This is a genomic window from Cellulomonas sp. ES6 (genome assembly GCF_030053835.1).
Taxonomy (GTDB): domain Bacteria; phylum Actinomycetota; class Actinomycetes; order Actinomycetales; family Cellulomonadaceae; genus Cellulomonas.
In genome coordinates this window covers 188331-200183 of the sequence record NZ_CP125655.1, presented here as the reverse complement: position 1 = coordinate 200183, position 11853 = coordinate 188331, and the positions used below count along the sequence as shown (strand labels likewise).

At 75.9% G+C, this 11853-nt stretch carries 11 protein-coding genes; 3 read left to right on the top strand and 8 right to left on the bottom strand.

Annotated features, from left to right (window positions below; genetic code table 11):
- Nucleotides 1–34 precede the first annotated feature (34 nt).
- The 6 genes from P9841_RS00905 to P9841_RS00880 all read right to left on the bottom strand — a co-directional run bounded on the left by P9841_RS00905 (nucleotide 35) and on the right by P9841_RS00880 (nucleotide 6289).
- The gene (locus tag P9841_RS00905) at nucleotides 35–1012 is read right to left on the bottom strand and encodes a peptidoglycan-binding domain-containing protein (RefSeq protein ID WP_283320254.1); all 978 of its coding nucleotides are present in this window, start codon (nucleotides 1010–1012) and stop codon (nucleotides 35–37) included.
- Between the two features lie 29 nt (nucleotides 1013–1041).
- The gene (locus P9841_RS00900) at nucleotides 1042–1623 is read right to left on the bottom strand and encodes a hypothetical protein (RefSeq protein ID WP_283320253.1); all 582 of its coding nucleotides are present in this window, start codon (nucleotides 1621–1623) and stop codon (nucleotides 1042–1044) included.
- Nucleotides 1624–1712: 89 nt separating this feature from the next.
- Nucleotides 1713–1886 (bottom strand): hypothetical protein, encoded by a 174-nt coding sequence (locus P9841_RS00895; protein WP_283320252.1) that lies wholly within the window; start codon nucleotides 1884–1886, stop codon nucleotides 1713–1715.
- Between the two features lie 499 nt (nucleotides 1887–2385).
- The gene (locus P9841_RS00890) at nucleotides 2386–3186 is read right to left on the bottom strand and encodes a GNAT family N-acetyltransferase (protein WP_283320251.1); all 801 of its coding nucleotides are present in this window, start codon (nucleotides 3184–3186) and stop codon (nucleotides 2386–2388) included.
- A complete protein-coding gene (gene aspS, locus P9841_RS00885) occupies nucleotides 3183–5015 on the bottom strand; it encodes an aspartate--tRNA ligase (protein WP_283320250.1) in 1833 nt (610 codons plus the stop codon). Before aspS ends, P9841_RS00890 begins: the two co-directional genes overlap by 4 nt.
- 206 nt (nucleotides 5016–5221) lie before the next feature.
- Nucleotides 5222–6289 (bottom strand): Rv2578c family radical SAM protein, encoded by a 1068-nt coding sequence (locus P9841_RS00880; RefSeq protein ID WP_283320249.1) that lies wholly within the window; start codon nucleotides 6287–6289, stop codon nucleotides 5222–5224.
- Nucleotides 6290–6394: 105 nt separating this feature from the next.
- Here P9841_RS00880 and P9841_RS00875 point away from each other — a divergent pair, with 105 nt between their 5' ends.
- On the top strand, nucleotides 6395–6919 hold the full coding sequence (locus tag P9841_RS00875; protein ID WP_283320248.1) for a TspO/MBR family protein: 525 nt from the start codon (nucleotides 6395–6397) through the stop codon (nucleotides 6917–6919).
- Nucleotides 6920–6969: 50 nt separating this feature from the next.
- Here the strand turns inward: P9841_RS00875 and hisS are convergent, their stop codons facing one another.
- Together hisS and P9841_RS00865 are read right to left on the bottom strand one after the other, a co-directional pair.
- Nucleotides 6970–8340, bottom strand: coding sequence for a histidine--tRNA ligase (gene hisS / locus P9841_RS00870; RefSeq protein ID WP_283320247.1), 1371 nt, complete (start codon nucleotides 8338–8340; stop codon nucleotides 6970–6972).
- Nucleotides 8341–8345: 5 nt separating this feature from the next.
- Nucleotides 8346–9047 (bottom strand): MBL fold metallo-hydrolase, encoded by a 702-nt coding sequence (locus tag P9841_RS00865; protein ID WP_283320246.1) that lies wholly within the window; start codon nucleotides 9045–9047, stop codon nucleotides 8346–8348.
- 151 nt (nucleotides 9048–9198) lie between these two features.
- On the opposite strand from P9841_RS00865, the gene P9841_RS00860 reads away from it, so the two are divergent.
- Both P9841_RS00860 and P9841_RS00855 read left to right on the top strand, forming a co-directional pair.
- Nucleotides 9199–9975: a peptidylprolyl isomerase gene (locus tag P9841_RS00860; protein WP_283320245.1), complete on the top strand. Its 777-nt coding sequence runs from the start codon at nucleotides 9199–9201 to the stop codon at nucleotides 9973–9975.
- Nucleotides 9972–11816, top strand: coding sequence for a DUF349 domain-containing protein (locus P9841_RS00855; RefSeq protein WP_283320244.1), 1845 nt, complete (start codon nucleotides 9972–9974; stop codon nucleotides 11814–11816). The genes P9841_RS00860 and P9841_RS00855 overlap by 4 nt, the downstream gene beginning before the upstream one ends.
- The last annotated feature ends 37 nt before the right edge of the window (nucleotides 11817–11853 follow it).

The following is an 11853-nucleotide window of genomic DNA, read 5'->3' as shown; positions in this document are numbered from 1 at the left end:
GCCCCGGGAGGGGTGTAGCGGAGTCCGTCGACGGTCAGCCGCACGTCTCCCCCACACCCGCCTCACGAGGGTTGATGACGAGCGGGGTCCCGATCAGCCGGGCATCCACCTCCACCATGCCGAGCGACCCGCCCAGGGGGTCGATGCGCACCGACCCGCCGTCGAGGTCGGTGAGCACGCACGCGTTGCCGGCGTCGTCCGTGAGGACGGCCGAGGCGGGGACCCCGCCGACCTCGTGTGACCCGGCTGTCGTCACCACCACAGCAGCCGTGTCCTGATCTGCCATCACGACGCGGATCGCTGCGACGTCCTCCGGGTCCGAGATCGCGGACTGCCCGGGAGGCAGGGGGACGGTCGCGTCTGCGAGCGAGACCGTCCGTCGGGCCGGATCCCCCTCGATGTCGACGTCGACCCGCTCCGGGTCCAGGACAGCCCGGTAGATCGGCGTCGGAGGCTGCAGCAGGTCGCCGACCTCGATCGAGACGTCCACGGGCACGGTCGCGCCCTCCGGGATCCAGATGACGGAGGACCGCGCGAACGTGCGCCCGTGGGGCAGACCGTACGACGCGTTCCAGCGCTCGATCGCGTCGGCCGTCGCCGGGCCTGCCAGCCCATCCACCCGGTCGAGCAGCCCGCGGTCCACGAGGACCGCCTGCACCGACCGCACGTCGTCGCCCTCCATCCCCTCGACGACGTCCCGATAGAGCGGTGCCGGGGCAGCGAACGCGATCACGGGAAGCCCGTCGACGCGCACCACCACGTCGCCGGCCGCGATCGGCCGGCCGGGCTCGATCGCCAAGCCTGTCACCGTTCCCTCCGACTGCGCGGCGACGACCCGCTCCACGGGCGCGACCCACGTCGCCGTGACGGTCTCGGACGCCGGACGCGCCACCGGCTGCACCTGGCCGACGAGCGGCGCGGCGGGCACGTCCGACTGCAGCGGCGAGCGAGCCAGCGCGAGGAGCGCGAGCCCACCACCGATCACGAGCGGCGCAGCGAGGACGAGAGCCACCGCGACGACGCGGAGACGCGACCCGTTCCTCACCACGCGTCGACACCGGCCTCGGCCAGGCAGTCGATCCGGCCGTCCGATGCCTGGAGCGCCTCGGAAGCCGCCCTCGCGAGGTCGGGACCGGACGGATCCCGCCCGGTCCGCACGTCGTTCCGGTCGAGGCAGGCCCGGATCACGGGCGCCTGCTGCTCGAGGTACCGCTCGGACGCCTCGACCGAAGACGGCTGCACCTGGTAGAGCTCGTTGACCCAGCCGAACTCACGCTCATCGCACGTCGCGACGTCCCGGTCGACGTCGGCACCCGGCGCGTGCCTGACGACGTATCCCGGGACCACGAGCCCGTAGGCGAGCGACCGCTCGTCGTACTCCGCATCCAGCCCGAGCTCCGCGAGACACGCGACGGCGCGCCTCGCGGCCTCGCGGACCACCTCCAGGGAGATCCGCCCGGTCTCCGCGCCCTCGCGTAGAGCCGAGATCTGGGCGTCCGACGCGGACGTCGATGCCTCCGCCTGTGCGAGAACCTGTGCGAAGACGACCGAGCCGTCAGGACCTTCGGCCTCGGTGGGGGCGCAGGCGCCGGTCGCCACGAGAAGACCGACCAGGACAGCCACGAGCCGGCCCCGGGTCGCCCCCTCCGACGCCGCCACGTGCGCGCGGGCACGCGACGCCGGCCGGCGGGACGTGCCACCGGCCGGCGGGCTCAGTGCCACACCTTGTAGTGCGTCATGGACCTGCCGGTGATGGTGATCGACGTCGCCGCGAACACGGCGGACGGTGTCGTCGTGGCGGTCTTGGCCGACAGTCCGACAGAGCCGGACGCATCACCGTCGTCGGCGGTGACCTTCGATGAGCTCGAGATCACCGCGACGCTCACGTCGCGGACGGTGTGGAGGGTGCACGAGCCCACCTTCGTCCAGGCCGAGCTCGCCGCTGACGCCGCCGGGCTGCTGAGCACGACGAGACCGGCCGCGAGAACAGCGGCCGGCAGGGCACGAACCGTGGTGCGCATGAGAGCCTCCGAGTCGAGGTGGACGCCGAGGGGACCCCGCCGTCCTCGTGGAACGCGCATCGAGCGGCGCGCCCCGGAAGCCTCTCCCGGATGCGAGCACCCATCCGGACGATCCCGACCTCGTTGAGTGCCGACTGAGTGCTGTCGCCCCACTACTGGGTGCCGGTTCGCCTCGGCGGTGGGCGACGACTGAGTGGAGCGGACCCGATCCCGGCCCTGACTGGTCCGCTGCACCACCCCCCGCCCGCCGGCACCCGTCGGAGGCTCCCACGTGCCATCGAGGTGGTCCGGGGGTCACCACGATGGCGCTTCGGAGGCTCCGAACGGTCGCGGCGGGGCGGGGTGCGCGCGGGGAGGTGAGGGGTCAGGGGTGGCGGAGGGTGGTCATGCGGTGGACCGTACGCAGGCCGAGGCGGTGGTAGATGCGCCGGGCGCCGTCGTTGTCGTCCCACATACCCAGGGACACCCAGTCCGCGCCGTCGGCGAGCAGCGCGCGCGTCGCGGCGGCGGTCAGGGCAGCACCGAGGCCGCGCCCGCGGTCGCCGGGGCGGACACCCAGGCCGTGCAGATGGGCGGACCCGGCGGATCCGGGCTCACCGGCGCGCCGGCCACCGCGACCCGCGCGCGGTCCGGACCCGATGACGCCCGCCAGCGTGCCGTCGGGGGCACCGCTCCCCCACCACCGTTCGCCCGGGCCCGCCGGGTCAGCGTCCGTGGTCGGGTTCGCGGCCGCGAGGCACGCGCGGATCGCGTCCGCGTCGGCGACGGGGTCGAGCTCGCGCACCGCCACCTCCCCGGTGACGGCCGGGGGCGCCTGCTCCGTGACCATCCACTCCCAGCCCGTGCGTGCGGGGAGCAGGCCGAGCCGGGCCACCTCGGCGGGTCGCAGCATCCCGAGCGCCGCCGTGTCGACCCACGCGACGGCGTGCGTGGCGTCATCGTGGTCGCGCAGCAGGTCCGACGCCGGGCCGGCCGGCCCGAGCACGATCAGGCTCGTGCGCGTCCCCGGTGCGCCGGACGCCGCGACGGCGCGCTGCACGAGGAGCAGCGCGCCGTCACGCGCGACCACGCGCTCGGGCGACCACAGGGGTCGGTCGTCGAGCAGGAACGGGTCGTCGGCCCAAGGCGCCGGGAGCGTCGCAGGGGCCCCGACGTCCGCCGTCACGCCGAGGCGGTCGCCGCGGCGGCCCCGTCCTGCGCGCCGGCCTCCGCGTCGGCACCCTGCTGCGCGGCGGCGGGCCGCTTCGGGCGGGCGTCGACCCCCGCCTCCTTGCGCTGCTGCTCCGTGATCGGCGCAGGCGCACCCGTGAGCGGGTCGTAGCCGCCGCCCGACTTGGGGAACGCGATGACGTCGCGGATCGACTCGGCCCCGGTCAGCAGCGCGACCACCCGGTCCCAGCCGAGCGCGATCCCGCCGTGCGGCGGGGCGCCGAACTGGAACGCGTCCAGCAGCCAGCCGAACTTCTCGCGCGCCTCCTCCTCGCCGATGCCCATGACCGCGAACACGCGCTCCTGGACGTCGCGGCGGTGGATACGGATCGAGCCGCCACCGATCTCGTTGCCGTTGCAGACGATGTCGTAGGCGTAGGCGAGCGCCTGGCCCGGGTCCTCCTCGAAGCGGTCGATCCACTCGGGCGTCGGCGACGTGAACGCGTGGTGCACCGCCGTCCAGGCGCCCTCGCCGACCGCCACGTCGTCGTCCTCGCCGGTCGGCTTGAACAGCGGGGCGTCCACGACCCACACGAACGACCACTGCGACTCGTCGACCAGCCCGCCGCGGCGGCCGATCTCGAGGCGTGCCGCACCGAGCAGCGCGCGGGCCTCCGAGGGGCGGCCGGCGGCGAAGAACACCGCGTCGCCCGGCTGCGCCCCGACGGCCTCGACGAGCCCGGCGCGCTCCGCCTCGGAGATGTTCTTGGCGACCGGCCCGGCGAGCGTGCCGTCCTCGGCCACCGTGACGTACGCCAGGCCCTTCGCCCCGCGCTGCTTCGCCCACTCCTGCCAGGCGTCGAACCCGCGCCGCGGCGTCGACGCACCGCCGGGCTGGACGACGGCGCCGACGTACGGGGCCTGGAACACCCGGAACGGGGTGTCGGCGAAGAACCCGGTCAGCTCCACCAGCTCGAGCCCGAACCGCAGGTCCGGCTTGTCGGTGCCGTACCGCGCCATCGCCTCCGCGTAGGTCATGCGGGCGATGGGCGTCGGGATCCGGTAGCCGATGAGGTCCCACAGCGCGACGAGGATCTGCTCGCCGAGCGCGATCACGTCCTCCTGGTCGACGAACGACATCTCGACGTCGAGCTGCGTGAACTCCGGCTGCCGGTCGGCGCGGAAGTCCTCGTCGCGGTAGCAGCGCGCGAGCTGGTAGTACCGCTCCAGACCGCCGACCATGAGGAGCTGCTTGAACAGCTGCGGCGACTGCGGGAGCGCGTACCAGGAGCCCGGCGCCAGGCGGGCGGGCACGACGAAGTCGCGGGCGCCCTCCGGCGTCGACCGCGTCAGCGTGGGGGTCTCGACCTCGACGAAGTCGTGGGCGTCCAGGACGCGCCGGGCGGCCTGGTTGGCCTTCGCGCGCAGCCGCATCGCCCGGGCCGGCTCCGGCCGGCGCAGGTCGAGGTAGCGGTAGCGCAGGCGCGCCTCCTCGCCCACCGGCTCGTCGAGGGACGACGACACCTGGAACGGCAGCGGCGCGGACTCGTTGAGGACGACGACCTGCGCGGCGACGACCTCGACCTCACCGGTGGCCAGGTGGGCGTTCTCGTTGCCCTCCGGGCGGCGGCCGACCTCTCCGGTGACCTGCAGGACGTACTCCGAGCGCAGCCCGTGCGCGACGGCCTCGTCGCGGATGACGACCTGGGCGATGCCCGACGCGTCGCGCAGGTCCACGAACGCGACCCCACCGTGATCACGGCGGCGGTCCACCCACCCGGTCAGGGTGACGGTGGTGCCGATGTGCTCGGCCCGCAGCGAGCCGGCGGTGTGGGTGCGCAGCACGACAAGTCCTCTCAGGTGGTGGGTCGCTGCACGCAGCAGCCCGGCGAGTCTACTGCCGGAGGCGCACGCCCCCCGGACGCCCGCCGTCCACCGCCGGTACCGACGCCACCCGCCCCGGCCCACCCGGCCGCGCCCAACCCACCCGGCCGCGCCCAACCCACCCGGCCGCGCCCGGCCCACCCGGCCCACCCGGGCCACGGCCGGGCTCAGAACAGCACGGGCTGCACCGCGCCCGTCGCACCGCCGGGTGCCATCGCCGCCATCACCGCCTCGGGGCTCTCGGCCGGCCGCGCGCGCCAGGGCGACGGCTCCCCCGCCGCCTCCCCGGGGCCGGGCAGCCCGTGCCGGCGCCGTAGCGGGCGCACCCGGTCGCGCAGCCAGCGGCGGTACTCGTCCGGCACGTACGCGCCGCGGCCGTACAGCCGCTGGTAGCGGGGCACCAGCTCGGGCCGGTGCTCGCGCAGCCACCCGAGCACCAGGGGCCGCACGGGCCCGCGCAGGTGCAGCGGGATGACGGTCACCCAGGAGGTGCCGGCCTCGGCCAGGTCGCCCAGCAGGGCGTCGAGGTGCTCGGTCGAGTCGGTCAGCCACGGCAGCACGGGGGCGACCAGCACGCCGCACTCCAGCCCGGCGTCCCGCACCGCGCGGACGAGCGCCAGCCGGGCCCGGGGCGTGGGGGTGCCCGGCTCGAGCGCCTGCTGCAGGCCCTCGTCCCCCACCGCCAGGGACACGGCCACGCTCACGCCGACCTCCGCCTGCGCGGAGGCGAGCAGCGGGAGGTCACGGCGCAGCAGCGTCCCCTTGGTCAGCAGCGACAGCGGCGTCCCCGAGCGCGCCAGCGCCTCGATGATGCCCGGCATGAGGGCGTAGCGGCCCTCGGCCCGCTGGTAGGGGTCGGTGTTCGTGCCGAGCGCCACGTGCTCGTGCCGCCACGACGGCCGCCGCAGCTCCGCGGTCAGCACGTCGACCACGTTGGTCTTCACCACGATCTGGGTCTCGAAGTCCGCCCCGGCGTCCAGCCCGAGGTACTCGTGCGTGGGACGCGCGAAGCAGTAGGTGCAGGCGTGCAGGCAGCCCCGCATGGGGTTGACGGTCCACCGGAAGGGCATCGCGGACGACTCCGGCACCTTGTTGAGCGCCGACTTCGCGTGCACCTCGTGGAACGTCACGCCCGCGAACCCGGGGGTGCGCACCGACCGCTGGTGACCCGCCAGCGCGAGCCCGGGCAGCGTCCCGTCCGCCTCCGTCGTGATCTTCTGCCCGTCCCACCGCACCCTACGATTCGAACACGTGTTCGACTCGCTGGCAAGCCCCGCGCCACGTCGTCAGCGGGCCGTCCTCCGGTTGCCCCGGCGACCGCGCGCACGGACCGTGGAGGCATGACCTCGACGCACCCCGACGTCCCCGCCACCACCGGCCGGGACGCGGCGCCCGCCTCCCGCGGCTGGCCCGTGCTCGTCGCGCTGCTGGCGGTGAACGCCGCCGTCGCGTGGGGCGGCGGCCTCGCGTCGGCCTCCGCGGTGGACGGCTGGTACGCCGCGGCCGACAAGCCGGCGTGGACCCCGCCGGACTGGGTCTTCGGGCCGGTCTGGACCGTCCTGTACGTGCTCATGGCCGTCGCGGCGTGGCTGCTCTGGCGCCGCCACGGCGCGCACGCCGCCCGCACCGCCCTCGTGCTGTACGGCGTGCAGCTCGCCCTCAACGCCGCGTGGACGCCGGTGTTCTTCGGGGCGCAGCACCTCGGCGCGGGGCTCGCGATCATCCTGGCGCTGGAGGTCGCGCTGGTGGCGACCGTCGTCGCGTTCCACCGGCTCTCCCCGGCCGTGGCGTGGCTGCTCGGCCCGTACCTGGCGTGGGTGCTCTACGCGACGACGCTCAACGCGGGCGTGCTCGCGCTCGCCTGAGCACCGGGGCCCGGGGCGGCCCGGACCGCGTGACCCGGGCCGCGCCGGCCTCAGCCCTCCGCGGGGACGACGCGCGGGTGCAGGTCGTCGGCAGGGGGCGCCCAGACCGCCGGGTCGGCGTCGACCTGCTCCCCGGACCGGATGTCCTTGACCTGGTCGGCGGCGCCGTCCTCGGTCGCGGGGAACCACACGAACGGGATCCCGCGCCGGTCCGCGTGCCGGATCTGCTTGCCGAACTTCGCGGCCGTCGGCGCGACCTCCACCGGGACCCCCCGGGCCCGCAGCGCCGTCGCGACCGCGTCGGACGCCGACCGCGTCTCCTCGGACGTCACCGCGACCAGCACGGCCGCCGGGACGCCGCGCGTGGCGCGCACGAGCCCCCCGGTCAGCAGGCGGGACACGAGCCGGGACACGCCGATCGACAGGCCGACGCCCGGGTAGGTCTGCTTGCCGTCGGACGCGAGCGTGTCGTACCGGCCGCCGGAGCAGATCGACCCGAGCTGCTCGTGCCCCACCAGCACCGTCTCGTAGACGGACCCCGTGTAGTAGTCCAGGCCGCGGGCGATCTTGAGGTCGGCCACGACGACGCCGGGCGCGCGGACCGCGGCGGCCTCGACGAGCTGGCGTAGCTCGGCCAGCCCCTGCTCCATGAGCTCGGACTCCACGCCGTGCCGTGCCGCGAGCTCCCGCACCCGGTCGACCACCCCGGCGTCGCCGCCGGAGATGCCCGCGAGCTCGAGGCACGCACGGGCCTGGTCCGCGGTCGCGCCCGCCTCGGCGACGAGCAGCCCTGCGACGGCGTCGGGCCCGACCTTGTCGAGCTTGTCGATGCCGCGCAGCACCGCGTCGACGTCCGTCAGGCCGAGCCCGCGGTAGAAGCCCTCGGCGACGCGGCGGTTGTTGACGAGGATGCGCACCGGCGGCACGCCGATCTCACGCAGCGCGCCGAGCGCCTCCGCCATGACGAGCGGCAGGTCGACCTCGTAGTGGTAGGGCAGCTCCCCCGCGCCGACGACGTCGATGTCCGCCTGCACGAACTCGCGGAACCGGCCGTCCTGCGGGCGCTCCCCGCGCCAGACCTTCTGGATCTGGTAGCGCTGGAACGGGAACGCGAGGTGCCCGGCGTTCTCCAGCACATAGCGGGCGAACGGCACGGTCAGGTCGAAGTGCAGGCCGAGCTGCCCGCCGCGGTCGGCGTCCGTCGCGTCCGGCTCCTCCTGGAGGCGGCGCAGCACGTAGACCTCCTTGGAGGTCTCCCCCTTCCGCAGCAGCTGGTCGAGGGGCTCGACCGCCCGCGTCTCGATCCCGGCGAACCCGTGCAGCTCGAACGTGCGCCGCAGGGTGTCGAGGACGTGCTGCTCGACGACGCGACCGTCGGGGAGCCACTCGGGGAAGCCGGACAGGGGGGTGGGGCGTGCCATGCGCGTCATCCTGCCAGGTACGGGTTGTGCGCCAGCTCCACGTCCACGCGGCTCGCGGGGCCGTGGCCGGGCAGCACGTGCGTGCGCGGCGGCAGCGCGGCGACCACCTCGCGCAGCGTCAGGGCCATCGCCGCCGCGTCGCCGCCCGGCAGGTCCGTGCGCCCGACCGTGCCGGCGAACAGCACGTCCCCCGTGAACGCGACCCGCTCCCCGGCCGCCTCCAGCAGGTACAGCGTGGACCCCTCGGTGTGGCCCGGGGCGTGCCGCGCCACCAGGCGCACCCCACCGAGGACGAGCTCCTCGTCCGCCGTGCGCGCACCGTCACCGTCGCCGAACGGCTCGGTCCCGGGACGGGCCCACGCGGTGTCCGCCCCCGCGGCGGAGAGCGCCGCGAGCAGGCCGTCGGCGACGCCGGCCGCCCCCTCGCCCAGCGTGCCCACCGGGTCGTCGAGCCGGTACGCGTCCCGCGCGTGCAGGCGCAGCGGGACGCCCGCCGCGGTCGCGACGCGCCCCGCGTCCCACACGTGGTCGGCGTGCCCGTGCGTCGCCAGCACCCCCGCGACGCGCAGGCCGTGCTCGGCCACCGTGCGGGACACGGCACCCGCCACGCCACCGCCCGGGTCGACCACGACGCAGCTCCCGTCGTCCGCCGCGACGACGTAGCAGGTGGCCGCGAACACCGGGGCCGTCAGGGGGAAGATCCGCACGGGGTCACGCTAGCGCCGCCGCACCGCCCCGCCACGGGCCGGTGGGCGCACTCGACCGCAGCCGCGGCTGCCTAGACTGTCGGGCGGGCGCGGGCGTCCTGCGTCCGCGCGCGGGGCGCTGCCCCGGCCGACCGACCGACGAGGAGTGTGCGTGCCGTCCAGCAAGCGCGAGCGCGAGTACGAGCGGCGCCGCTACGAGAAGTGGCAGCAGCGCCAGGCGACGAAGCGCGCCCACCGGCGCCGTCAGCAGGTCGTCGCGGGCGGCGTGGTCGGGGTCCTGGTGCTCGGTCTCGGCGTCGGCGCCGCCCTGGCGCTGACCGGTGGCGACGACGCCCCCGCGCAGGCCGCCGGCACGCCCACCGCGGAGACGACCACCCCGGCCGCGCGCACCGGCAACGGCGGCGTGCTCCCCGACGCCTCGGCCGCGGAGGACCGCGCGTGGACGGGCACGATCAGCACCGACCAGGGCGACATCGGCATCGAGCTGGACGGGCAGGCCGCGCCGCAGGCCGTCGCGAACTTCGTGACCCTCGCGCAGGAGGGCTACTTCGACGGCACCGGCTGCCACCGCCTCACCACGAGCGGCATCTACGTGCTGCAGTGCGGCGACCCGACCGGCACCGGGACGGGCAGCCCGGGCTACGCGTTCGGGCCGATCGAGAACGCCCCGGACGACGACGTCTACCCCGCCGGCACCATCGCGATGGCCCGGCAGTCCGGCGACGGGGAGTCGCAGGGCAGCCAGTTCTTCCTGGTCTACGAGGACTCGACGATCCCGTCGGACCAGGCAGGCGGATACACCGTGTTCGGCCGCATCACGTCGGGCCTCGACGTGGTGCAGGCAGTCGCTGACGCGGGTGTGGCCGGAGGTGCCTCGGACGGCGCCCCGGCGACCCCCGTCACCATCGAGGGAGTGGAGACCCAGTGACCGAGACGCCCGACGCGCAGCAGCACTCGCAGGACGGCGACGACGTCGCCGTCCCCGGGACGCCCGCCGCCGAGACGCCCGAGACGGGCTCCGCCCCCGAGGCCGCGACCGCCGCCCCGGCGGAGGACGACAGCGTGGGCGACGGCACCACCGCGCCCGCCGACGCGGCCCCTGACGCCGACGCGGCAGCGGAGACCGACGCGGCAGCGGAGCCCGACGCGGCCCCTGAGACCGACGCGGCTCCCGAGCCCGTCGCAGCCGCCGAGCCCGACGCGGCCACCGAGCCCGACGCGGCCACCGAGACCGAGGCGACGACGGCCGAGGAGCCCGCGCCGGAGGAGCCCGCCGCGGACGCTCCCCCGGCTCAGCCCGGGACCGCCGGGGTCTCCCCGGACGCCGAGCCCTCCGACGCCCCGGCCGCCGAGGAGCCCGCCCCGGCCGCCGCCACCCCCACCCCGCGACCCGCCCCGCGGCCGCCGCTCCCGAGCGCCTTCAAGCCGCGCCCGCGCCCGGCTGCGGGTGCCTCCCCGGCTCCGGCCGCCGCGCCCGTCGTGCCGGTGCCGGTCCCGGACGACTCGGCCGAGGCCGCCGCCGCGACGCAGTTCGGGCGCGTGGACGACGACGGCACCGTGTACGTGCGCGAGGGCGACGGCGAGCGCGCCGTGGGTCAGTTCCCCGGCGCATCCGCGGACGAGGCGCTCGCGCTGTACGTGCGCCGGTTCCTGGACCTGCAGGCGAAGGTCGCGCTGTTCGAGGCGCGTCTGACGGCCACGGACCTCGCGGTCAAGGAGATCGACCAGACGCTGGCGAAGCTCACCGAGGAGACCGCCGAGCCCGCCGCCGTCGGCGACCTCGACGGCCTGCGCGCCCGGCTCGACGGCTTGCGTGCCGCCGCCGCCGAGCGCCGCGCCGCCGTCGAGGCCGAGCGCGCCGCCGCCCGCCAGGCGGCGCTCGACGCCCGGACCGCGATCGTCGAGCGGGCCGAGAAGATCGCCACCACCGACCCCGCGCGGATGCAGTGGCGCCCGGCCGGCGAGCAGCTCCGCGGCCTGCTGGACGAGTGGAAGGACGCGCAGCGCTCCGGCCCGCGCATCGACCGCACGTCCGAGGAGGCGCTCTGGAAGCGGTTCAGCCACGCGCGCACGACGTTCGACCGGGAGCGGCGGCACTACTTCGCCGAGCTGGAGTCCCGGAACGCCGGCGCGAAGGCCGCCAAGGAGGAGATCGTGCGCGAGGCCGAGCGCCTCGCGTCGAGCACCGACTGGGGCGCCACCGCGGGTGCGTACCGCGACCTCATGGCGCGCTGGAAGGCGTCCGGCCGGGCGAGCCGTGCGGACGACGACGCCCTGTGGGCGCGGTTCCGCGCGGCCCAGGACGCGTTCTTCCACGCCCGCGACGAGGTGAACGCCGCCACGGACCGGGAGTTCCGCGCGAACCTCGAGGTCAAGGAGGCGCTGCTCGTCGAGGCCGAGACCATCGACCCGGCGAAGGGCCTCGGCCAGGCGAAGGCCGCGCTGCGCTCGATCCAGGACCGGTGGGAGGCGGCCGGCAAGGTCCCGCGCGCCGACATCCAGCGCGTCGAGGCCCGGCTGCGTGCCGTCGAGGCGCGCGTCAGGGACGCCGACCAGGCCGAGTGGCGCCGGACCAACCCGGAGACGCGTGCACGCGCCGAGGGTGCCGCCGCCCAGCTCGAGAACGCGATCGCGCAGCTCGAGGCCGACCTCGCGAAGGCGCAGGCGGGTGGCGACAGCCGCAAGGTCGCCGAGGCGCAGGCCGCCCTCGACGCCCGCCGCTCGTGGCTGGAGCAGGTGCAGCGGGCCGCGCAGGACTCGCGGGGCTGACGCCCGTCCACAGGATGCCGGTCGCCCCTCGACGTGC